Genomic DNA, 22,139 nt, shown 5'->3' on the forward strand with positions numbered 1-22,139 from the left:
AAAATAGGCTGTCGAGACTTTCTCGACAGCCTGAGATGTCTGCATAAGGGCAGACATCTGAATTTGCTTCTATATTAGGATTGCGGAGATACCAGGATTTTAACTTGATTTTTCTCTTTCAGGAGACCTTCAAAGCCTTGCTCAATCACTTCTTCGAGCTTAATACGTTTAGTCACCAGCTTGTCAGCAGGGAAATATCCTTTTTCCATCAAGCTGATGACAGCCGGGAATACATCACGGTAGCCGATAATGCCAGTCAGATTACGTTCCTTCATGACGATATTGTTAGGCTTGATCGGAGCTTCCTTTTCAAAAATGCTGACGACCATAATTTGTCCGCTGATTTTGGTAGATTCGATCGCTTGAGTCAGCACAGGCGGTACTCCAGTGACTTCATAGGCTACATCTACGCCGCCGTTGGTCCGTTTGTGCAGTTCTTGCACAACATCATAGGTCTTAGGATCAAGCACGATAGCACCCAGCTCTTCAGCTTTAGCTTTACGCTCCTCGGAAAGCTCTACTGCATATATTTCAGATGCACCCGAAGCTTTCAACGCTTCAATAACCAGCAATCCGATAGGACCAGCGCCAAATACGACGGCTTTGTCGCCGACTTTCAGCTGGCTTTGACGAACAGCATACAAAGCAACGGCCGAAGGCTCTACCAAAGCTCCTTGTTCGAAAGATACGCTTTCTGGAATTTTGTGAACCATGTGCTCGTCAGCTGCGACATATTCAGAAAATCCACCGCCGCCGCCTGCCAAACCGAGGAAGCCCATTTTATCGCAAAGGTTATATTTGCCTTGTTTACATGCATCACATTCTCCACATGCAAAAACCGGCTCTACGACTACACGGTCGCCAACCTGGATCTTGGTTACACCTTCGCCGATTTCGACCACTTGTCCAGAGAATTCATGTCCCATGACGATCGGAGCTTTTTCACCAGTCAATGGATGCTGAGCATCTTGGGGAATGAAGATCGGTCCAGCTACATATTCATGAAGATCACTTCCGCAAATGCCGCACCATTCTACTTTAATTTTTACTTTTCCTGCCAGAGCAGCGGGCTGCTCAATGTTTTCCAAACGTAAATCTTTTACTCCATGCCATCTCAATGCTTGCATGTCTTGTCATCTCCTTGATGAATATATGATCATTGCCTCTATAAAAGTGAATGAATAAGGAAACGTTTCCGAAAAATAATATGTCACAATTTTTACACATTGTCAAACCAAATTCATACAAAAAGCACTTGATTTTTTTGTGAATATAATCACTTGTGACTACAGCGCTATATTTGACTCGTTGCTTTGTACAAAAGAAATTTCACGAATTATTCAGGTCAAGCAGGGACTAGAAGAAAACGAATTCAATTTTTAGAGACTCATTCTGTGGTATAATATCTATATTAGAGAGTTTATGTTCATAGAGAGAAAACGATTCCGAGCGTGAAAGGATTTTGGGTGTGTCAGAGCAAAAGAAAGTAACCATAGAGGATGTAGCCAAGCGGGCAGGAGTCGGTATTGCGACTGTCTCCAGGGCTATTAATGATAGCGAGGGCATCAGCCCAAAAACAAAGGCATTCATTTTGCAAGTGATTGAAGAGATGGGCTTTACCCCTAATACCTCAGCTCAGAGTTTAAAGGTACGTCAGACACGCCAAATCGCGCTGGCCGTGCCGGATATTCGTAACGCGATCATTCCTGAGATTGCTTGGTCCGTGGAGCAGGCTGCGAAGCAGCACGGTTACCGTGTTGTGCAGATTAATACCGCCGGCAATGCCAGAATGGAGCTTGAAACGGTTCGGGAGGTTAAGAAGCTGCATGTGGACGGGCTTATTATAATGCCGCTTGCATACCCCAAAATGCTGGTGGATCTGATCAACAAGGCCAGCGTTCCTGTATCCATTATTAATTATGGCAAGAAGCTGGGCGAAAATGTCAAAGCGGATATCGTCAGTCTGGCCCGGCAAGAGGGACGGCTTGTGATGGAGCATTTGCTTAAAATCGGGAGAACGAGAATCGCTTACGCAGGTGCTGCAAAGGACAAAATCGAGGAAAGATACTTTGCTTATGAGCAGTCTCTCCAGCATGTGGACCCTTCACTCGTTTATTTTGGCGATGATTTCTCCTTTGAGACAGGGCTGCGTGCAGCCGATTATTTTCATAGCTTGAAGCATATGCCGGATGCTATTTATGCGGTTAACGATATGGTGGCGATTGGCATTGTCAACCGTTTTAAGGATCTGGGCGTCAAAGTGCCGGATGAGGTTGCTATAGTCGGCATTGATAACAATTTGTGGGCAACGGTAACGACGCCACAGATCAGCTCTGTTTCCATTATGGGGGAAGAGGTGGCACGATTGGCTACGGAGCTGCTGCTCAAGCGGATTCAGGAACAGACACCAGGGGATTATGAGCGCGTGCAATTTGAGCCCCGCCTGATCGTCAGGGAATCAAGCGTATCCATGATTCGCAAGCCTACGGTGGGACTTGACTGAACCTAGAAGTTTAAGGTGACTCTTCTCATCATTATAACGCTTGATGAATAGCCGTAGGAGCAGTAGGATATGGATGGGTTTTGAATAATGGTAACTATCATTTCTTGCCCGGACAGGAGAGTGGGCTCATGTCAAAAGGTCGCGTGTTCGTTTCTATAGCTTGTACTGCGCTATTGCTGGCGGTAGCTGTAGGGTGTACTTCCAATCCAGTGGGACAGAATACTGACACTGCGTCGTCGTCTGGAACAAGTGCCGGGAAGCCAATGGAAAATGCATTCCATACGGAGCATACCCAGCAAAGGAAAGAGGAACTTGTGCTGTCCTTTTATAATGATTCATCCCTCAGCGACGAAGCAAAAGTACATCACATTACGGACCATTTGGCAGGTATCCAGTGGGACACGTTTAACAAGGTTAGCAGAAAGCAAAGCTTGGAGGTCATCGAATATCTGTATAAGCAGCGAGTCTTTATTTCATCGGAAAGCTTTCCCAATGTGATCCGGGCTTCTGACGGATTGGATGGAGCTTTAAGCGAAAGCTATGCTGCCATTATGGGAGAATTATTCACAAGGGATAAGACTGCGATGACCAGAGCTTTGGCAAAGACGGACAAATCCACTCGTGTACAATGCATAGCAAGAATTGGGTATGCCCTTAGCTATAGAGAGCCAAAGGAAGTTAAGAAAGAGATTCAACAATGGCGGGCGGGACAACAGCTTACTGCGGCGGAAAAGGAAGTCATTCGGGCTTTACTTGTAAAGCTGGATGATCCGTACTAGCCCTTATCGCATAGTTGAAGCCACCCAATTCCAAAGGCAATTCCCATAACAGCTGCTTCTCTACAAGAGGGGCGGCTTTTTACTGTATTTTTAACCTTCTGTTATCACCAAAAATCTTTAGCTAGACAAGGATTCGCTCATCATTTTTCAACTTGTGGGGTGATCCTGATCCATGCGCAAGCGCTTAATATCACGAATGGGAGGCAGGCCGAACAATCGGGCATATTCACGGCTAAATTGCGAGGGACTCTCGTAGCCTACCTGAAAGCCGACATCTGCCGCATCCGCTGATTCCGATAACAACAGGCGACGGGCTTCTTGCAAGCGTAATTGCTTTTGAAATTGCAATGGGCTCATAGCCGTAATCTCTTTAAAATGACGATGTAGCGACGAAGAGCTCATACTAGCTAGTTTGGATAACTCCTCAATGCGCAATGGCTTATCATAATCCTGCTTAATCCGTTGGATAACTTCTGCGATCCGGTGGGATTGGCTGCCGGTCATGACCAGTTGTTTTAAGGATTCCCCCTGGTTTCCCTGTAAAATCCTATACAGTATCTCACGAATGACTAATGGGGCAAGCACCGGAACATCCTGCGGTTTGTCCAGAAGCCGCACTAGCCTTACCACGGCATCCAGCAGCAGAGGGTTGGTTTGGTTTACATACAAGCCTCGTCTGGAATCAGGAATTGAACTTATGGATAAAGCAGATTCTTTGATCAGGTCCAAAACCTGATGAGGATCAAAATTGAGCCGGAGGCACAAATAAGGAGCTTCTGCTGAAGCTTGTATGACCTGCCCGGAAATCGGCAAATCCACCGAAACCACAAGGTAGTCGGATGTGCCATAATAGTAGCTTTCCTCTGCGAGCATTACGACTTTTCTGCCCTGTGCCACAATACATAAGGCGGGTTTAAATCCGTATGAATTTTCAGTGAGTTTTTAAACTAAAGGAGGATAAGCATGTTGAATATTAAAGGGAAAGTCGTAGCAATTACGGGGGCAAGCAGTGGGATCGGTGAAGCTGCTGCCCGCTTACTTGCTCACCATGGGGCGCATGTGGTATTGGGGGCCAGACGCACAGAACGATTGGAAGCTCTTACCTCTGAGATTCGTTCAAAAGGTGGATCGGCAGAGTATCAGCAACTGGATGTGACTCAGAGGGAGCAGATGGAAGCGTTCATTAAGTTCGCGGAAAAAACATTTGGACGTGTGGATGTCATTTTGAACAATGCGGGAGTGATGCCTCTTTCAAAATTAGAAGCTCTGAAGGTAGAGGAATGGGATCACATGATTGATGTAAATATACGGGGTGTTTTGCATGGGATCGCGACAGGGCTTCCTATCATGAAAAAGCAAGGATTTGGTCAGTTTATCAATATCGCCTCCATTGGAGCGTATAGCGTAACCCCAACGGCAGCTGTATATTGCGCTACGAAGTATGCGGTTCGGGCGATTTCTGAAGGATTGCGTATGGAGGTTGGCGGAGATATTCGTGTGACGATGGTATCACCGGGAGTAACCGAATCCGAGCTTGCTGATAGCATTTCAGATGAAGAGGCACAGCAGGGAATGAAAGAGTATCGTCGTATTTCGATTTCCCCGGATGCCATTGCTCGTTCCATTCTGTATGCCATGGAGCAGCCTGCAGATGTAGATGTGAACGAAATTGTTGTTAGACCCACAGCAAGCCCGAATTAGCGCCATGTCCAATGGTTATTATCTGGTGTGCATGTAACATGGCGCCAAGTCCCGCGATCCAAAGCTACTTGATGACGAGAAGCACTACAAATACATTGAAACAAGTTTAGCGAGCTAGAATATTCTGTGATAATGTTGGCACGTGGATTGATTGAATTTAGACCGTTATTTCCTCCATCCCTTGTGGGTGGGGGATTATTTTGTTATGAGATGATCGGAAATTTGCTGTGGCCTTAAAATAAGTGGTTTACTTTTGTAGATGTTTATGATAATTTTATTTCGACAAACATCGAAATTAAGCCTCAAAGCAGAAGGGGATTGAACAGGGTGAAAGATACTAATGAGATGCAGCAAGCTGTGAAAATATATAAAGCACTTGGAGAACCGACTCGTCTTAAGATAGCACTTTTGCTAAAAAAGGAAAGTGACCAATGCTGCTCTACGCTTGGCGAAAAGCTGAACAGTGTTGCTATTTCGACTTTATCGCATCACTTGAAGCAAATGGCAGAATCCGGGCTGCTGACATTTCGGAAGGAGGGCACTTTTATTTATTACAGCTTGAATGTTGAAGCAGCAGAGAAATATGCCCCGTTCTTGATCAAATAATTTTTTTAGTCTTAATTTCGATATTTGTAAAAATATAAAAACAATAAAGAAAAGAGGCGTTACCTGGAAATGCAGAGCACGTGGAAAGTATATATCTTGGCAATTGTCAGTTTTTTGGTAGGTACATCCGAATATATTATCTCGGGAATTTTGGATCAGATTGCGATAACGATGGGAATTACTGTGTCTGCTGCAGGTCAGTTGATTACCGTTTTTTCTCTGGCCTATGCGATTGGCACGCCGATCCTGATGGCAATAACCGCTAAATGGGACAGACGCAAGCTGCTCCTGTACTCACTCGGATTATTTGCAGTTGCCAATGTCCTGTCCTTTGTTTTGCCGGGTTTTGGGATGTTTATTGCCGCGCGTATTCTTATGGCACTTGGAGCGGGAATGGTCGTGGTTACGGCCCTAAGTATCGCAGCGAAAATCGCTCCAGCCGGCAAGCAGGCTAGTTCTATTGCTACAGTCACTATGGGTTTTACGGCCTCGCTGATTATTGGAATTCCGGTTGGAAGAATGATATCCTCTGCATATGGCTGGAAAACGGTATTTCTTGGCATCGCTTTGACAGGGATTGTGGCCCTGATTGTTATTGCCATGACGATTCCACGCTTAAAAGGAGATCAGCCTGTTCCTTTGCTACAGCAATTTGCTCTTCTGAAAAAGCCTGAGGTCGCTTTGGGATTGGCCATCACCTTTTTTTGGCTAGGCGGTTATTCACTTGTGTATACTTACATTTCACCCTATTTGCTGAATGTATCGGGTGTAGGGGAGGATATGCTAAGTTCAGTATTACTTGCCTTCGGGATCGCCAGTCTGATCGGGTCAAAAATCGGTGGGTACAGCGCAGATAGGAAGGGAGTTTCTTTTACATTATTTGGAGGCATGATGCTGCACGTAATTTCCTTACTTTTACTTCCTTTTGCCGCACACTCTCTAAGCGCAGTGTTTGCTTTACTGATTCTGTGGTCGTTCGCAGCCTGGACGACTGGACCTACTCAACAATATAATCTGGTCACTCTTGTGCCTGAGTCTTCCGGTGTAATGCTGAGTCTCAACCAGTCTACGATGCAGCTTGCAATGGCGGCCGGAGCTGGGATTGGTGGCGTTGTTATAGGTCAGATATCGCTGGTTTCCATCACTTGGTTTGGAGCAGCCGGTGTCGCTATCGCCATTGTAGCTGTGTATTTACTTTCACGACGATCCTCAGTTCAAGCGGAATTGGGTGTTACGGAATAAAGCTTTATAGAAAGCTTAGAAGAGGGGGCCCGACCACAAAGATGGTTTTACGGGTCCTCTTTTGATTGAATTCACAGCATATCTTCTTAAATATGCATACAACATAGGGATTAGCTGCTCAATCATGACTTTGTCTCCTCCCGCTATTGAGAAGTCCCGTTGTTAGATCTATCAGGACTTAAATCTCCGCGCGATACGCTTCTTATTCTTTTGTCGCCAAATCCATCTCTCAATAAAGTTTTTTTCTTTTCTTTCCTGAAGTGTTTCTTTCATGCCCTTGATTAGAAATTCGGGTCTACGCTTGTCATTTCTGCTGATTTCGCGTAGTTCCTCAATAAATTTATGGTCCATGTCCGCATCTCCGTTAGTTCAGGATTTCGCAAGTTGCTAAGCTAGATTATACAGAACATACGTTCCTTTTTCAAGTTTATCCCGCTTCTATTCAATCAAACAACTATTTTGAGTTAGGTGCTGTAAGGCCTGCGCCTCTCAAACGTATCCACGTCTGACAGTTTACGACGAGGGAAATTTCGGGGTTCCAGCAGGGTATTCAGAGGAAACCTGGGTATTCGCAATACCGATAACATTCTCGACGGCATTGATAGTCTGCGTTTCTTTTCTACAAGCAGCGATGCTACACTTGTACTCTTTGCTAACACGCGGTTTAGAGGTATTTCCGTGTGTATAGAGGCAATCGCCGCATCGCCGACCTGGATGATCTGATTCGTGGGAATGATGTAGAACATCTATTATTTCAACCAACCAACGTTTGACGTAGCAGCAAATCCGTAATATCCGCAGTACTGGCAGACTTCCATCTGGTTATCAACTAATCTAACTGCCTCCATTTCGACTTAATAAACATTTTACAAGAATGTCTCAGGAGCTTGCAAGTTTCGGGCTTCCGGGGCAGTTTCTCTGTTTGTTCACGCGACCTACATACTCGAATGATCAGAGGAACTGTATGGGAGAATTGGATTGACGTTGCTACTTAGCAGAGCTGTTTTCATTACAATTTGTATGTCTGGCGTTCTCGGCAGTTTCAGTAATTCTCGCTGGAATTCTTTTCGTTACTGTTGTTGTTCCTTCCGAGTCACCTTATTTTGAAGATGTACCGAAGCCAGCAGTCATTACCAACTAAATTTTCATGAAAATAGATAAAGGAGGGCAGACGGATGCCCTCCTTATTACGTATATTGTGATTTACTTCATTTCCCAATTAGTTACTTTAATGACGGCTGCATCTGCGTTCTTAAGATCTGTTTCCCCAGAAGCTAAGAGAGAACTCCATTGTTTCACACGATTCTTACCATTAGGAGGCTGGTTATAATCGTTGGTATCGACAATCAATGTACGCTTAGCATAGAAGTTAGTCATGAATGTCTTCTCATTCGTACTACTGCCTGAACGTGAGAGGATTCCTTCAAGACTACCTGAATCACCAGTAGCGCCTTGGTTGAGTGCTGTGTCGACAAATGATCCAATCGTCAGAGCGGTATTAAATCCGCGTTTCTGTGCTTGCTGTACACTATATTTGATATAGGTATCATAGAACGTACGCCACATGGCTTCTCTCCAAGCCTCATTGTTTTGGAGAGCCTTGATCTTCTTCTTGATTACACTATCGCTATCGCTGAGTTTTAGAATCGAACCACTCATTTTCCCCTTCAGACCAGCACGTGTTAATCCACCTGCAATGGAAGGGCTGCTAGCTCCACTAGCAGCATCAAAAGCTTTGAATAAGTCCGGACCATCAGGTCCCGTATCATTTGAACCGCCTGTCGTTGCGCCAAAGATACCAATTGTGTATCCGCGATTATCGCCTATATCTTCAGCATAGCCATAGAATTCAGTCCATTTCAAAGAATCTTGCTCTGGTTTGTTCACTAGCTTCATAATATTATCCCATTGCTCACCGTCGAGTCCTGTATTAGCCTTTAGAAACTGAAGTGTTGAAGGTGAGAAATTAGCATCATGATCAGTAGCTGTAACCGCTGCCTGGCTAGTAGCTTCTTCATTAGTAAGGGATAATGACTCTGTACTTGCTTCATTTGAATTGTCACCCTCATTTAAATCAACCGTTTCCTGTACTGTAGTTCCGTTCTCTTCAGCAAAAGCCTTGGCAGGTGAAGGGCCGGACAAGCTTGAGAATGAAGCGATTACAGTAAAGCTTAGCAAGATCATAAAGAACTTTGTTTTATTTGAAACGAGTTTATCACTTGTCTTATACATATAATTCCTCCTAGATCAATGTAATTACCAAAATCATTTATGGATTGTTCCTATTATGAAAAATAACATAAGCGTGTTAACTCTCGTTATACATAAAATATGAGGTAAATAGAATGTTTTATGTGATAGAGTTCCTCCTTTCATAAGCACATAGTTTAAGCGCTTATACTGTTAGGCTAAAAGAAATGTTGCCTATAGAAATAATGATTTTGTGTCAGCAGCAACACGGAACATACTTTAAACCCTTAGCTTAGATTTGCTTCTAACTCGAATGGATTTAGCAAAAGTATAGATAAGAATCATATGACTGAATAGAGCTTGAATAACCATTTTTTTCAAATTTTATGATCTATATGTGAGTAAATAGACCTAGCTGATCGTGTTTATGAACGATTTCCACAGACCATAAGCGCAAGAATGAGGACGAAACCCAAACAGCCTCTTGTTAAAATGAGATACATCACATATCAGGAGGCTATAACATGAACAGAATACAGCAATTTAATGCATTGCATACATCCGAGGAGCTATTATTTTTAGGAAACGCCTGGGACCTGTTATCTGCCGTCGCTCTGGAGAGGGCAGGCTTTAAGGCGATAGGAACAACGAGCTGGGGGATTGCCAATACGCTTGGCTTTGCAGATGGTGAGCTTATTGATTTTGACCAGCATGTAAGCATCATTCGAACGATTGCAGATCATGTTCAGATTCCAGTATCGGCAGATATTGAAGCAGGGTACGGGGAAGATACGGCGACGATTGTTGAGCATGTTTTAAGGGTAGCTGATGTAGGAGTTGCAGGGATTAATATTGAGGATTCTTTGAAAACGAAAAAGGGACTTCGAGAAGTGGAATTGCACAGTAAGCTGCTGTCCAACATAAGAGCAGCACTGGATGCGCATGGGTATAGAGAGTTTTTTATAAACGCAAGAACGGATACATATTTGCAGAAAGATGCTCCACTTGCGGAAACCATTAAACGGGCCAAAGCGTATGTGGAGAGCGGTGCGAGTGGTATTTTTGTTCCGGGGTTGAAGGTCGATGATGAGATTAGGGAAGTTGTGCTGCATGTAAAAGCACCGCTTAATGTTTTATCCTTGCCAGGTCTGACAAATGTCCGTAAGCTTCAGGAGCTGGGAGTTAAACGGTTTAGCTTTGGTAATGCATTTTCTGATAATATAATAGTTGCTTTGCAAAGGAACGCTGAACAATTGATCAACCTTCAAGATACTTCGCATTTATATTCATGAGGATAAACTAAGGATGAACGATAGAAAGGACAGGTCATTCGATATCATGGCTAACATCAAGCTTTCTTTTGAAGAAATGTGGGAGAAAATTATAGCGTGTGATCGTAAATATGACGGGTTGTTTTTTACGGCTGTGAAAACAACCCGAATTTACTGTCGTCCTTCCTGTCGCTCCAAAAAGCCGAAAAAAATAAATGTTGAGTTTTATGATGAAATACAGGCAGTGGAGAAAGCAGGGTTTCGTGCCTGCAAAAGATGCCAGCCTGAAACAGATGTTTCACCCTCTATCAGACTGGTCCAAAATGTGGTCGCCTTCTTGGTTCATCATTATAGAGAAAGACTGGTATTGCAGGATATTGCGAACCATGTCGGAGTAAGCCCTTTTTATTTGGAGCGCATTTTTAAGCAGGAAACCTCAGAAACGCCCCGCACGTATTTGGAAAAAATCAGAGTGGATAAGGCAGCCTATCTGCTTAAAAGTACAGAGCTTACGAATCTTGAGATTTGTTATGAAACAGGCTTCCAAAGCTCTTCAAATTTCTATAAGGCATTTCGCAGCTTGACCCAATGTTCTCCTAGTGAGTACAGGAAGCTGAATAAGGAGTAGTTCAAGGAGGGTGTTATCCTTTTATGAGCAAGCTATATATGTTGAATTATGTATCACCGATTGGGGAGATCGAGATATGGGGTACGAGTGAAGCAGTCCATTCCATCATGTTCTCTGATCAGGATGTACCCTTAACCAAGACTATGGAAGAGGCTCCTCCCCGGGTTTTAGAGAAATGTGCTAGTCAGCTTGATGAGTATTTTAAAGGTGAGCGCTATGAGTTTACGCTTCCCTATGCTTTTGAAGGTACAGACTTTCAGCAAAGGGTATGGAATGCGCTGGTGAAAGTAGAATATGGCGAAACGGCGGCATATAAGGACATTGCCCTTGCTATTGGAAACGAAAAAGCGATTAGGGCCGTAGGCAGTGCAAATGGAAAAAATAAACTCAGTATTGTTATTCCCTGTCACCGAATTATTGGTTCAAATCAGAAACTAACCGGCTACGCAGGGGGGCTATGGAGAAAAGAATGGTTACTCCAGCATGAGAAGCGTTTTTCAGAGAGCTTGAGGAGCTTTTTACAGAGATCTTGAGGAGGACTGGATAGACCGAAAAGTTCCAGCCTCGGCGACGAAAGACCGACGGAGTAGGAGTTACATATGAATATTGAATATGAAAAAGTGACCTTCCATATCCCAAATTGCCATTAGTTTACATGAACTTTATTAAACCCTGTGCTATGATTTACCGAAAAGAAGATTCAAAAAGGGGAATAAAAATGAAGTTCAAGAAGACTGTGTTCCTGCTTATGTTTTCAATGATACTCACGAGTTGGCTAATTGTGGGGACGGAAAGTGTTCACGCTGCGACTTCAAACTCAGTTGTGTTAAGAGAGAGGGACCAACTTAAACTTATACTTGATGATGGCAATGGAGTAAACAGAGTGTTTAAATTCAATCTCCAGAATACACTTAAGCCTGATACGCCAATTCGGCTGTATACAAACTATACTGAAATTCCTTCAAGTGACTTCACAGTCGATTATACAAATTCAACAATTACGATTGCGGATTCACGACCAGCACCTAGTTTAGGGTCCGAAAATCATATGGAGTTTCCCATAGCTCCAGCCATGGAATGGTCTGTGGGTGAAAAGTTGTGCGTGGCCCTTTCCGAAGGAGATGGTAAAAGCCGTATTTTTGAAATACCAACCCAAAACCTCATTAAAAAGGGTTCCAAAGTCGATCTTTTTATTGATGATATAGCGATTCCAACTTCATACTTTACAGTTGACTATATCAATAAAACGGTAACACTTAATAACAAGCTCGAAGCGCCTCATGACGGGGCGAAAATATACTTCTATTATAGTAAATTAGATAATAGCAGCATGCAGTCAGTCGACGAAACTACAGTAACTCCATCCACTGAGGAGCCGAAAGTAACACAGCCTGAAGTGGAGACCAAGACGAAGGAAACTCCTATCGTCCGTGAACCTGAGGTTCCTCAACCTACCGTTGAGCCTCAAGGAACGCAGCCGGTCATGGAATCTAAAGAAGAACAAGCGGCTGATGAATCCCCAGAGATTCCTTTGTCTATCCCATCTGGAGAACAATTTCCGGGTACATTTACGATCAACCCATCAGGTACGTCATTTGTGGTTCGTTTGAAGATGAAAAATATTCAACCGACATACACTTCATACGTTATGGTCAAAAACTCGGATGCGCAATTGGTTAAACGGATTCAGTTCAATCCGGAGACAACCTTTAACTACTCTCTGAGTAACTTGGACTTGTCTACGGGTGGATACTACTTTTATATTAAAATGATGGATCAGTCGGGAAATTCGGCAGCATCTGTTCCGCAATTTGTTCCCATAAACAACAACAAAGCTGGGCAGGTTGTGGTGTTTATTGATGGAAGGCTGCAACAATATGAGCAGCCTGCGACCTCTATTAGCGGAAGTATGCTGGTGCCGTTTCGTGCTGTTTTTGAGGCGCTTGGCGCGAAGGTGAAATGGGATGGAGCTACCAAGACCGTTACCGCAACTAAAGGAAATACGACGATCAAGTTAACCGTGGGCTCCAGAGATGCCTATATCAATGGTAAATTGGTGCGACTCAATGCCGCGCCGAGACTCATTAACGGCAAAGTGATGGTTCCGATTCGCTTTGTAAGTGAGGCGCTGGGAGCGAAGGTAAAGTGGAATATTGCAGCACAGAGCGTTGTGATTTTTCTTGCCCCGCCGCAGGTTTTGACGACAAGCGAAAGTGAACAATTAATGGAGGAAAACGAGGATAAGCCTGAACCACAATCCAATCCGACGATTCTGAAAAAGATTTCCACTACCCTCACTAAATCTACGGATATTGTGTTTGTTATAGATGTGACGAGTAGTATGACAGGAACGCTGGATTATGTGAGACAGAAGGTTAAAGGCTTCGTTGATTCCGTTCCAGCAGGTTCTCAATTTGCTATCGTTGCCTTTCGGGATATCAATTTAAAGGCAGATAAGGATTTAGAGTTTTTCGAGTTTACGGCAGATAAAAACAAGTTAAAAGGTAATTTGAATATGCTGCGTCCTTCCGCTGGTGGGGATTTGAAGGAATCGGGATTGGAGGCCATCCAGCTTGCTATTAGCAAATTTCCCAAAAATTCAAATTCCAAAACGATCATATTCATTACAGATGCACCGGTTCATGATAAAAATACAGCCCCGGACAAAGCCCGCTTCTCAGTGGATGAAATGAACGAGCAATTACAGAAAAATGCTGTTATTTTTAATGCGATCGTGCCTGCAAATGGAACGGCCAACAAGCAAATGAAAAAGCTCGTAGATAGCAACAAAGGAACCTTGTATGATATCAAGGATGCCAAGCTGAATTTAGCAAAGTAGTTTGTCCAAACCAAAATAAAGCCGTATAGAGGGAGCCGATGTCAGGCTCCCTTTTTCTACATAAACAACCAGTGATGTAAGAGTTCTAATGGGTTGAAAGCTCACTCTCAGTCACCCATTTATGATTTTTGACAGGCTCTCCCCCTGTAGTCGGCGTATAATCTACCATATAAACGGTCGTTGGCTCAGCGGAATCAATGGTGCCCTTGGCCCCATCCATCCCCTTCATATGATCTGCCGCCAAGATAACCTCTGTGCCCGGTGCATAGGGCTTGCTGCCCGCATCTTTAATCTCTTCATGAATAACCCACTTATGATTAGTCACTTTTTCCCCTCCAGTGGTTGGAGTGTATGAAACCGTATAAGCAGTAGTCGTATAAGCACCCACAATTGTGGCGGTAGCGCCGTTCATGCCTGCCATATGGTCAGCTCGGATGATCGCTTGGCTGCCAACTTTAAAGGCTGGGTTTTCAGCTTCTTTTAGTCCGGCAGGTTGAAACGGAGGTATATGACAAAATTGTGAAGTGCCATGCCTGAATTATTTACGCTGACATTTGATGAAATCAATCCCCTGATAGAAATAAATGTATAAAAACAGACAGGTGAGAAAGGGACCGCCTAATGCGGCCCTTTTTGGTATGCAGAAGATGCGTGATTAAATATTGTTGACAGTAAATAAAAAATTGTTGTAATATTTATAAAACGCATCAAATTACTTGGTATTCGAATGGACTACAACATTCTAGCCCACAAAAAGCAGATGATATCAGGGGGAGACATCAAAATGAAGAAAAAATGGATTCCATTCATACTATTACTGGGAGCAGTCATACTTTTTATCTCTGGTTGTGGCAGCAAGAATACGCCGGGCAGCGCTGCAGGTGAAGAACAGAAAACACTGCATATCAGCTTTAATCCGGGTCCATATAGCGATCAGTTTAAGAAGGGTGTGGCTCCATATTTGGAGAAGAAGGGCTATAAGATTACATATAAAGAGTTTACTGACGGTGTTCAGCCCAATGTAGCCGTGGCTAACGGCGATATTGATGCGAATGTATTCCAGCATTCGCTCTATCTGGAGTCTATGAATAAACGGGAGAATATTCATTTGATTGGTGCTGTACAGGTCCCGACTCCTCCAATGGGATTGTACTCCAGCAAGCATACCAGCCTTGACGAAGTTAGCGACGGGGCCCAAATTAACCTGCCCAACGAGCCAGTCAATATGCTGCGTGCGCTGAATATTTTAAAGGAAATAGGCTGGATCACATTAAAGGAAAATATTGATCCACTGCAAACCTCGGTGAACGACATTACCTCTAATCCGCATCATTTGGAATTTGTTGCTACCGAACCGGCACAGGGACCACGTGCATTGGAGGATGTTGATTTTGCGGCTATCCAGGGAAACTTTGCTGTATCGAATGGTATAAAGCTGACCTCGGCATTAAAGCTTGAAAATATGACCGATCCGTTTACGAATGTGGTGGCTGTAGACAGCAAGAACAAGGACAAGCCATTCGTCAAAGATATTATTGATGGGTATCATTCGAAAGATTTCCAGAAGTACATCAAATCAAATCCCGATTATGAAGGCTACAAGCTGCCAAGCTATTTCAAATAATATCGGATTACGATCTTCCGCGGGCTGACATTGTCAGCCTGTATCTTATGGATAAAAGGTGGAGATGAACGTGATTTTTTCATCCTCTGATCTCGTCAAGGGTCTGCCTGATAACTATTTTAGCGCAATGGATGATAAAGTGAATCTGTATAAAAGCAAAGGAATAGATGTAATCAATTTGGCAGCTGGCAACCCGGATCAGCCGACACCGGCGCATATCATCAGTGCTTTAAAGGAAGCGGTCGATCAACCGGTTAATCAGGGCTACCCACCTTTCCATGGGAAAAAAAGCACACTGGAAGCTGTCGCCGCGTTCTATAAACGGGAGTATCAGGTGGAGCTTGATCCTGACCGGGAAGTGGCCGTATTCAATGGCTCCGCCATAGGTGTAATGGGTATTCCACAGGCGCTGCTCAATCCCGGTGACTGGTTGTTGACCACCGATCCGGCATACCCGCAGTATTACTCCGCTGCTGCGCTGGCAAGAGCCCATATTCATGCAATTCCGCTTGATGAGAAGGATGGCTTTTTGCCTGATTATACAACCGTGCCGGAAGAAATCGCAGAGCAGGTCAAGTTGCTCATAATTAATTACCCGAACAATCCGACTGGAGCAGTGGCTACTGCGGATTTTCTGACGAAAACGTTGGATTATGCCGCTGAGCACCATTTTCCGGTTATGAATGATTTTGCTTACGGTGCTCTTGGCTTTGGCGGACACAAGCCGATTAGTCTATTACAAATCCCCGGCGGCAAGGAATATGGTGTCGAGACGTATACGGCTTCCAAAACATATAACATGGCTGGTTGGCGCTTCGGCTTTGCGGTTGGAAATGCGTCCGTCATTGGTGCGCTCAAGCATTATCATACGCATGCCTACAGTACCGTTTTTGGAGCAGCGGCATTGTTGGGCTCGCAGGAATCGGTACGGGAACTGGCAGCGTTATATGAGCGGCGGCGTGATGTTCTCATTGCAGCGTTACGAGGTATTGGCTGGGATGTAGCCCCTCCGCAGGGGTCTTTTTTTGCCTGGTTCAAGGTGCCAGAGGGTCATACATCCGCTTCCTTTGCAGACTTTTTATTGGACGAGGCGCATGTTGCAGTGGCTCCGGGAGAAGGCTTTGGTCGTGCAGAAGCCTCCCATGTGCGGGTCAGTCTGGTGAACAGCGAAGAACGGCTGCTGGAGGCGGTGCAGCGAATCGCAGCAACGGGTATTTTTAAAGTATAAGCTGGAATGCGAATGGAAGAAATTCATGGAGGGAGCGAGAAACGAACTTTGAGTATAGCGATTATCGGAGCCATGGAAGAGGAGATAGCAGGATTGAAAGCGCAAATCGAAGGGATAAAGGTGACCCGGATTGCGAACGGGATTTTTTATACAGGCCATCTTCAGGGCAAGGAAGTTGTTCTGCTGCAATCGGGAATTGGCAAAGCGAACGCGGCCTTGACTACGGCGCTGCTGATTGAGCGATTTAGCCCGGAGCTTGTTATTAATACCGGGTCTGCTGGCGGGCTTGATCCAGCGCTGCATGTTGGCGATGTCGTAGTGGCGACCGAGCTGATTTACAGCGATGTGGACGGAACAGCGTTCGGCTATGCCTATGGGCAGGTGCCGCAGATGCCGGCAAGTTATCCGGTCGAGCCGGCGCTGCTTGCTTTTGCGACAGCAGCGCTGGCGGAGACCAAGATTGAAGGGCAGATCGTCACCGGATTGATTACGACGGCAGACTCCTTTATCTATCAGGCTGAGCGCGCCCATTTTATTCGCAGCCAGTTTCCTGAAGCCAGGGTAACAGATATGGAAGGGACCGCGGTCGTCCAGACAGCGTACCAGTTTGGTGTCCCGTTTCTGGCTGTTCGTTCTCTATCTGATCTTGCCGGTGCAGAAGCGGCGGGTTCATTTAACTCCAATCTTGACTTGGCTGCGACCAACTCGGCAGCAGTGGTTGTGGCTCTTGTAGCCGCATACGATAGAGCCAAGCTTTGATATATTCAGGAACGATATTCAGGAACGCTTTTTTTTCGGCTTGCCATGCTGGTTAATGAGATTTCGAAGTTGTTTCCCGGCTTGGTTCAGCTCAGCATCGTTCAACACATAATCGGTACTGACTTCCCAGGTGCTGCGGTCATGAAGATAAAAAATAAAGGCGGGAAAACGAGGGCGCAGCCATTTGCGGATGGATGCCCCTTCGAATTCGACTTTTGTGATTGCAGACCATGGAACAGTTCGAATACCATCGGAAATACTGTGCTCGTCAAAGATGAACAGGTAGTTATCCTTACGAAGCGTTCTTTTCAAACAAGCAACCAGATAACCCCCGAAAAATGGGATTCCGATCATAGCTGACGTAATAAAGAAGAAGATTTGCAAAGCCGTGATATCTTCGTCGATAAAAATGAGCAGCAGCAAGAACAGACAAATAAGTACAAACATCAAGCTCCCCATGGCCTTCCAAAAGGCCAAAGATCTGCGATATGTAATTTTATCCACGCAATACCGCCTCATCGTTTACAAATGCCTGAATGAAATGGGTCATCTGTTCTCTCCATTCAGCCTCGGTAACACTCTCCATTCGCAGACACGGTGCAGCCTGCATATCTTGCTCTGTATTTCTTACGATCCACAGATCATTTGCTCCTTTGAGAACAAATAGCAGATCTGTAACGGAAGGCCCATCTTCATCTGTATCTGTGTATACCATCCGGCTCAAATTATCCAGGCATCTGTAATTATACTGAAAATCCTCATGCCAGACTTGTATCACTTCCCGATCCGACTCGCTAAGTTTCCAAGCTGATGTCCGCTGCATGGTGAAGTTGGAGGAGGTTAACTCGTTCCATTGCTCTTCTGTCAGATCGACGTATCGGCTGTGACTTTTAAAGTCCGAAGGAAGCAGGCCGAACAGTTGTCCAATGTCGTTATACCAGTCTTCTGGGAAAGACCAGCGAAAGAAGTGAAGTTCATTATGGCTGGAGAAATGATACAAAAAACGGTCATTTCCATTGTGTATGGTCAATATATTCTGTTTGTCCGACTGCTCCTTGTATCCACGCAGCATATGACGGCTTTGTACGAGCTGAGCAAGTATTTCAACAAGGAACGGATCAAATTCAAGCTGCTGCTGTCCGTCATCCCGTTGTTCCATCAGTCCCTTGGATATCAGGCTGTGGGTTGCAGCATGAAAAAGCAGCTCCCAGCGATCTTCGCTCAGTTCCCCATAATAAGATCGAAGCAGACCGGAAGCCATATCTTCTGCGCCCAATGCAGTCAAAGCAAAGCCTAGTTCCTCAAGCGTTAAAATTATCGTATGTTTGTCCATAGTCAGGCTCCTTTCTCATCTGTTAGGTCGTATGCTTATTTAAATAGCTTGCTGGCCCAGCGAATGCCCTTTTCGGCGAATTTGGCGACTTTTCCGCCTGCCCAGCTGCCCACTGTACCGCCGACGTAAGCACCGACGGCTGCACCAACCGGACCGCCGATGGCACCGCCAACGGCTCCCAGAGCAACAGCGCCGCCATAGGTTGCGGCGGTTTTAATCGCTACGTTGGAAGCAGACACAGCCACGTCTGTTCCGGTAAGCTTCCCGCTTTTCCATTTTCCAGCCAGACTGATACCCTCGCCCACAATATTCATGGTGGCATTAATAGGGTACAGCTTCTTGGCGATCATGCCGGGAATTTGGCGGGTGGCTATGCCGTAACGCCCTTTCTCCACCCCGGCGATCACGTTCCGCGTCCACTGAGGAAAGCTATTGGCTTTGTTGAAGCCCAAGCCAAGCTTTCCCATTTGAAGCTTTCCGGCTAAACGGTCAAAGCCCTTTAAACCCTTCATTACAATACCTGGCTTGGCGAATTGGCGGTTTAGGCTTTTGCCTAAATTACGCATAAAAGCATTGCTTCCTTTACCTTTCACCCAGGCCGCATTATGTATGACCGCTCTAGTGGGATTTTTCAGACTTTTCTTGAATTCTACTGTTTTGGTGAGCACAAGTGTGGAAGCCAGGCCACTATAGATAGCTGTTCCGGCAAAGCCCAGCTGGCCCCGCCACCTATTGGCCTCTGAAAGGCTGTTAATGGCTATATCTGCGGGATCGGAGCCTTTTTTCTCGGAAGCTGCCCCCTCACTGCTGCCGCTCTGTCCGCTGTGATCCCCTTTATTAATACCTGCGTCTGCCTGGGTATCTGTTTCCTTGAACTTTACTGCTATGGAACGCAACTCTGTGCTGACAGAACCGACAGTTTGAGTGAAGGCATCCATTTGCCCACGTGCTCGATGAAAATCCTGATAAAAACGCTGTTGTGTTGTTCCTGCCCAGCCATTTTCCAGCATTTGAATCTGCTGTGACAGTTGTCCGCAAATTTGTGCCCCCAACTCGCGTGCCTGTGCAAATTGCCTGGAAACCGCTTCTAGTTTCTCAGGAGGAACCATAATTTTAGCCATGATTTCCACCTCGGATGATTAAAATTGTTAATATTTATTTTAGTGAATGCAGTGGACATTAGCAAAGAAAGTAGGGGATTTCAAGCAAAAATAAGTCGTTTGTACGAGTTCGTGAGAAAGCATAGGGGAGAATGGTAGGAGTGTTTATGATCCAAAATTCTTATATCGGGATATCGAAAACGCAAAAAGCCCCTCTTTCAAATGGAACTTTCCATAAGAAAGAGGGGCCTTTCTGCATATAAGCTAGTATATTTCGCGCTGACAGCTTATTTGAGCGGAATTTGCTTGGACAGCTTTTCAAACTGCTGCAAGTAAGGGGTGACCTTGGTGGTAATCCCTTTGAGATACTTGATGGCCGCTTTTCTTTGCCGTTCCTTGGTAGCTGTCTCCTCAGGGAACATGGAGTATTCCTTTTGAACGGAGCCATTTTTATATATTACGGAGAAGAGCTCTCCGCTTTGCCACTGCTGGACTAGATTCTGATTGCTGTGCAGGATATTTAGCACTTCCATGCCGTTTTGATAAGTAAAGCTGTAGTCTGGATCGGCTAGAGCATGGATCACTTGGTAGCCGCTCTGTAATCTGTTGTTCTGAAAATTACCCACTTGGATCCCGTTCGAGCGGATCGTTCCGTCACTTTGAGTCACTTGTTCAGTCTGCGTGCCTTTACCGCTCATGGTGTCATTGCTCCATGTGCCGTTGTATACCACTTTATGATTTTGCCCATCTGCATCCGTGTATTGATTCATATATTTTCCGGTACCTGTACGCTTACCTTTCACAAAATCGCCCGAATACTGTTTGTTTTCACTCCATTTTATGGTACCACGTCCATTGGGCTGTCCGTTCTCAACCTCTCCGTAGTAAGTAGTTTGACCGGATAGCTGAAGCGATTCCTTGGCCGCAGATGCACTCACCGCAGGCATACTTAACAGCACCGCCCCGGATATCAGCGATGCGGACATCATAATAGGCAGGGACAGAGACTTCCCTTTTTGCCAAAGCTTTTGCATCATGAGTTCTCCCCTTCCGAAGTTTTGAATTTCATGTTTAAACTATTTTGTGCCTGCTGATTTATAGTTTAATATATATTGAGAATTATAGGAAACTGTAAAGTGAAAAATACTCATGAGTACCTACTGGTCCGCCAGCGGCTGGAAGCAGGAGCGAGGGCCTTTGTCCGGCGAGGATGTTGAATTTGCCAAAAGTAAGGGCTTGATGTTCGATCCGATACCCATTACACATGACGAGATTGTGAGCAGGCTGCATGAGCTGCACCTGCAAGTGGCAAAAAAATGAACGCGACGTAGTTAAAAAAATGAACAATTTTGATCAAGTGGCATGCCGTCTGGCGTGCCACTTTTAATTTTTCTTCTGCGTAATTCCTTCACTTCTTCCGTCTTGGGCAAACACCGTTGTTTTCCGGCTAGGCTATTTCCCCATATGAAAAAGGGAACTCCCTGATTGGTTCAATTGAATAGATTACTTAGAATTAGAGAAGATGAAAAATTTAATCTTGGGGGAATGGATGATGAATCGATTAACCAAAGTGACAAAGATAATAAACATTGTGAAAAAAGGATCAAGATTTTGAAGGGGATCAGTAGATATATACCTAATCAGCATGGAGCCTGGGCCATGCTCATTCTTCCATTTTTATTCGGTTTAGCGGCTTCTCCAAGGGAATTCATTCATATACCTCTATTCGTATGCTGGTTTTTTATTTATTTATTCAGTTTTCCGGTTCTTCAATGGATTAAAACAGGAAACCGTGAAAGATACTGTAAGCCCGCTGTTGTATACGGAGCGATACTACTTCCTTTTTTAGTTTCACTGGTATGGATAAAGCCTGTGTTGATCTGGTATGGAGTTCTGTTACTGTTCTTTTTTATGGCTAATATGTACTTTGCCAAAATGAAAAATGAACGTGCCTTGCTTAATGACATTGCTGCGATTATAGTTTTTTGTTCGTTTATATACCCTGTTGTTCATATTGGTGAAGGAGGGGATTGGAGAACATCGACAGAGCTATTTTTGCTGCTGGTGTCTTATTTTACGGGAACTGCTCTTTATGTTAAAACGATCATCCGTGAAAGAAAAAATAAACGTTATTATTATGCTTCAGTCATCTATCATCTGATCATTGTACTGTTTGCTGCCTGGATCAAGCTGTTTTTGGCTGCTCCTTTTTTAATTTTATTATTACGAGCTATATGGCTTCCTAAATTCGAATTAAAGGCAAAGCAAGTCGGCATGGCTGAAATTGGATTTTCATTGATGCTCTATGTAGCTGTGTTGTTTTTATATTTCTAAAA

Annotated in this window: 20 protein-coding genes and 3 pseudogenes; 15 read left to right on the forward strand and 8 right to left on the reverse strand. The window is 44.6% G+C overall.

All coding sequences use genetic code 11. The features are described from left to right. Positions 1 to 74: 74 nt before the first annotated feature. On the reverse strand, positions 75 to 1,127 hold the full coding sequence (locus tag L693_RS0108895) for a 2,3-butanediol dehydrogenase (protein ID WP_025716960.1): 1,053 nt from the start codon (positions 1,125 to 1,127) through the stop codon (positions 75 to 77). Between the two features lie 341 nt (positions 1,128 to 1,468). Here L693_RS0108895 and L693_RS0108900 point away from each other — a divergent pair, with 341 nt between their 5' ends. Beyond that, complete coding sequence (locus L693_RS0108900; protein WP_025716961.1) at positions 1,469 to 2,503, forward strand: LacI family DNA-binding transcriptional regulator; 1,035 nt, start codon at positions 1,469 to 1,471, stop codon at positions 2,501 to 2,503. A gap of 128 nt (positions 2,504 to 2,631) precedes the next feature. Continuing rightward, complete coding sequence (locus L693_RS0108905) at positions 2,632 to 3,282, forward strand: hypothetical protein (RefSeq protein WP_025716962.1); 651 nt, start codon at positions 2,632 to 2,634, stop codon at positions 3,280 to 3,282. A 147-nt stretch (positions 3,283 to 3,429) separates the two neighbouring features. On the opposite strand, the pseudogene L693_RS0108910 reads toward L693_RS0108905, so the two are convergent. Further along, a pseudogene (locus L693_RS0108910) lies at positions 3,430 to 4,197 on the reverse strand (AraC family transcriptional regulator N-terminal domain-containing protein); the annotation flags it as partial. Between the two features lie 48 nt (positions 4,198 to 4,245). Between L693_RS0108910 and L693_RS0108915 the strand changes: the two are divergent. The 4 genes and pseudogenes from L693_RS0108915 (at position 4,246) to L693_RS31225 (ending at position 7,609) form a co-directional block, all read left to right on the forward strand. Then, the gene (locus tag L693_RS0108915; protein WP_025716963.1) at positions 4,246 to 4,983 is read left to right on the forward strand and encodes an SDR family oxidoreductase; all 738 of its coding nucleotides are present in this window, start codon (positions 4,246 to 4,248) and stop codon (positions 4,981 to 4,983) included. A gap of 327 nt (positions 4,984 to 5,310) precedes the next feature. After that, entirely contained in the window at positions 5,311 to 5,589 is a 279-nt protein-coding gene (locus L693_RS0108920) for an ArsR/SmtB family transcription factor (protein WP_025716964.1), read from the forward strand. Positions 5,590 to 5,658: 69 nt separating this feature from the next. After that, entirely contained in the window at positions 5,659 to 6,831 is a 1,173-nt protein-coding gene (locus tag L693_RS0108925; RefSeq protein WP_025716965.1) for an MFS transporter, read from the forward strand. A gap of 505 nt (positions 6,832 to 7,336) precedes the next feature. Then, positions 7,337 to 7,609: pseudogene (locus L693_RS31225) on the forward strand (hypothetical protein). 425 nt (positions 7,610 to 8,034) lie between these two features. Here L693_RS31225 and L693_RS0108935 read toward each other — a convergent pair. Continuing rightward, complete coding sequence (locus L693_RS0108935; RefSeq protein WP_025716967.1) at positions 8,035 to 9,063, reverse strand: chitosanase; 1,029 nt, start codon at positions 9,061 to 9,063, stop codon at positions 8,035 to 8,037. A gap of 482 nt (positions 9,064 to 9,545) precedes the next feature. Here L693_RS0108935 and L693_RS0108940 point away from each other — a divergent pair, with 482 nt between their 5' ends. The 4 genes from L693_RS0108940 (at position 9,546) to L693_RS0108955 (ending at position 13,759) form a co-directional block, all read left to right on the forward strand. Continuing rightward, entirely contained in the window at positions 9,546 to 10,313 is a 768-nt protein-coding gene (locus L693_RS0108940; RefSeq protein WP_025716968.1) for an isocitrate lyase/PEP mutase family protein, read from the forward strand. A 46-nt stretch (positions 10,314 to 10,359) separates the two neighbouring features. After that, entirely contained in the window at positions 10,360 to 10,920 is a 561-nt protein-coding gene (locus tag L693_RS0108945) for a bifunctional transcriptional activator/DNA repair enzyme AdaA (RefSeq protein WP_025716969.1), read from the forward strand. Between the two features lie 23 nt (positions 10,921 to 10,943). Continuing rightward, on the forward strand, positions 10,944 to 11,453 hold the full coding sequence (locus L693_RS0108950) for a methylated-DNA--[protein]-cysteine S-methyltransferase (RefSeq protein WP_025716970.1): 510 nt from the start codon (positions 10,944 to 10,946) through the stop codon (positions 11,451 to 11,453). Between the two features lie 185 nt (positions 11,454 to 11,638). Further along, positions 11,639 to 13,759, forward strand: coding sequence for a stalk domain-containing protein (locus L693_RS0108955; protein WP_025716971.1), 2,121 nt, complete (start codon positions 11,639 to 11,641; stop codon positions 13,757 to 13,759). A gap of 85 nt (positions 13,760 to 13,844) precedes the next feature. Here L693_RS0108955 and L693_RS0108960 read toward each other — a convergent pair. After that, a pseudogene (locus tag L693_RS0108960) lies at positions 13,845 to 14,252 on the reverse strand (YdhK family protein); the annotation flags it as partial. 291 nt (positions 14,253 to 14,543) lie between these two features. Here L693_RS0108960 and L693_RS0108965 point away from each other — a divergent pair. The 3 genes from L693_RS0108965 (at position 14,544) to L693_RS0108975 (ending at position 17,370) form a co-directional block, all read left to right on the forward strand. Beyond that, positions 14,544 to 15,383 (forward strand): MetQ/NlpA family ABC transporter substrate-binding protein, encoded by an 840-nt coding sequence (locus L693_RS0108965; RefSeq protein WP_025716973.1) that lies wholly within the window; start codon positions 14,544 to 14,546, stop codon positions 15,381 to 15,383. A 70-nt stretch (positions 15,384 to 15,453) separates the two neighbouring features. Then, positions 15,454 to 16,611 (forward strand): aminotransferase class I/II-fold pyridoxal phosphate-dependent enzyme, encoded by a 1,158-nt coding sequence (locus tag L693_RS0108970; RefSeq protein WP_025716974.1) that lies wholly within the window; start codon positions 15,454 to 15,456, stop codon positions 16,609 to 16,611. 48 nt (positions 16,612 to 16,659) lie between these two features. Next, complete coding sequence (locus tag L693_RS0108975) at positions 16,660 to 17,370, forward strand: 5'-methylthioadenosine/adenosylhomocysteine nucleosidase (RefSeq protein ID WP_025716975.1); 711 nt, start codon at positions 16,660 to 16,662, stop codon at positions 17,368 to 17,370. Between the two features lie 18 nt (positions 17,371 to 17,388). Here L693_RS0108975 and L693_RS0108980 read toward each other — a convergent pair whose 3' ends face one another. The 4 genes from L693_RS0108980 to L693_RS0108995 form a co-directional block, all read right to left on the reverse strand. Beyond that, entirely contained in the window at positions 17,389 to 17,874 is a 486-nt protein-coding gene (locus tag L693_RS0108980) for a DUF5381 family protein (protein WP_025716976.1), read from the reverse strand. After that, complete coding sequence (locus tag L693_RS0108985) at positions 17,867 to 18,703, reverse strand: hypothetical protein (RefSeq protein ID WP_025716977.1); 837 nt, start codon at positions 18,701 to 18,703, stop codon at positions 17,867 to 17,869. The genes L693_RS0108980 and L693_RS0108985 overlap by 8 nt, the downstream gene beginning before the upstream one ends. Positions 18,704 to 18,738: 35 nt before the next feature. Beyond that, positions 18,739 to 19,824 (reverse strand): WXG100 family type VII secretion target, encoded by a 1,086-nt coding sequence (locus L693_RS0108990; RefSeq protein WP_025716978.1) that lies wholly within the window; start codon positions 19,822 to 19,824, stop codon positions 18,739 to 18,741. Positions 19,825 to 20,090: 266 nt separating this feature from the next. Then, positions 20,091 to 20,837, reverse strand: coding sequence for a hypothetical protein (locus L693_RS0108995; RefSeq protein WP_025716979.1), 747 nt, complete (start codon positions 20,835 to 20,837; stop codon positions 20,091 to 20,093). Between the two features lie 115 nt (positions 20,838 to 20,952). Here L693_RS0108995 and L693_RS29865 point away from each other — a divergent pair, with 115 nt between their 5' ends. Then, entirely contained in the window at positions 20,953 to 21,123 is a 171-nt protein-coding gene (locus L693_RS29865; RefSeq protein ID WP_155983791.1) for a hypothetical protein, read from the forward strand. 225 nt (positions 21,124 to 21,348) lie between these two features. Next, positions 21,349 to 22,137, forward strand: coding sequence for a YwiC-like family protein (locus L693_RS0109005; RefSeq protein ID WP_025716980.1), 789 nt, complete (start codon positions 21,349 to 21,351; stop codon positions 22,135 to 22,137). The last annotated feature ends 2 nt before the right edge of the window (positions 22,138 to 22,139 follow it).

It is taken from the genome of Paenibacillus sp. 1-18 (assembly GCF_000520755.1).
In the GTDB taxonomy this organism is placed as follows: Bacteria; Bacillota; Bacilli; order Paenibacillales; family Paenibacillaceae; genus Paenibacillus; species Paenibacillus brasilensis.

Coding starts and splice junctions, on each gene's coding strand:
- L693_RS0108905 (WP_025716962.1), top strand. CDS start 2,632: ATGTCAAAAGGTCGCGTGTTCGTTTCTATAGCTTGTACTGCGCTATTG.
- L693_RS0109005 (WP_025716980.1), top strand. CDS start 21,349: ATGGATGATGAATCGATTAACCAAAGTGACAAAGATAATAAACATTGT.
- L693_RS0108995 (WP_025716979.1), bottom strand. CDS start 20,837: ATGCAAAAGCTTTGGCAAAAAGGGAAGTCTCTGTCCCTGCCTATTATG.
- L693_RS0108990 (WP_025716978.1), bottom strand. CDS start 19,824: ATGGCTAAAATTATGGTTCCTCCTGAGAAACTAGAAGCGGTTTCCAGG.
- L693_RS0108895 (WP_025716960.1), bottom strand. CDS start 1,127: ATGCAAGCATTGAGATGGCATGGAGTAAAAGATTTACGTTTGGAAAAC.
- L693_RS0108940 (WP_025716968.1), top strand. CDS start 9,546: ATGAACAGAATACAGCAATTTAATGCATTGCATACATCCGAGGAGCTA.
- L693_RS0108915 (WP_025716963.1), top strand. CDS start 4,246: ATGTTGAATATTAAAGGGAAAGTCGTAGCAATTACGGGGGCAAGCAGT.
- L693_RS0108935 (WP_025716967.1), bottom strand. CDS start 9,063: ATGTATAAGACAAGTGATAAACTCGTTTCAAATAAAACAAAGTTCTTT.
- L693_RS0108965 (WP_025716973.1), top strand. CDS start 14,544: ATGAAGAAAAAATGGATTCCATTCATACTATTACTGGGAGCAGTCATA.
- L693_RS0108925 (WP_025716965.1), top strand. CDS start 5,659: ATGCAGAGCACGTGGAAAGTATATATCTTGGCAATTGTCAGTTTTTTG.
- L693_RS0108955 (WP_025716971.1), top strand. CDS start 11,639: ATGAAGTTCAAGAAGACTGTGTTCCTGCTTATGTTTTCAATGATACTC.
- L693_RS0108950 (WP_025716970.1), top strand. CDS start 10,944: ATGAGCAAGCTATATATGTTGAATTATGTATCACCGATTGGGGAGATC.
- L693_RS0108945 (WP_025716969.1), top strand. CDS start 10,360: ATGGCTAACATCAAGCTTTCTTTTGAAGAAATGTGGGAGAAAATTATA.
- L693_RS0108985 (WP_025716977.1), bottom strand. CDS start 18,703: ATGGACAAACATACGATAATTTTAACGCTTGAGGAACTAGGCTTTGCT.
- L693_RS29865 (WP_155983791.1), top strand. CDS start 20,953: ATGAGTACCTACTGGTCCGCCAGCGGCTGGAAGCAGGAGCGAGGGCCT.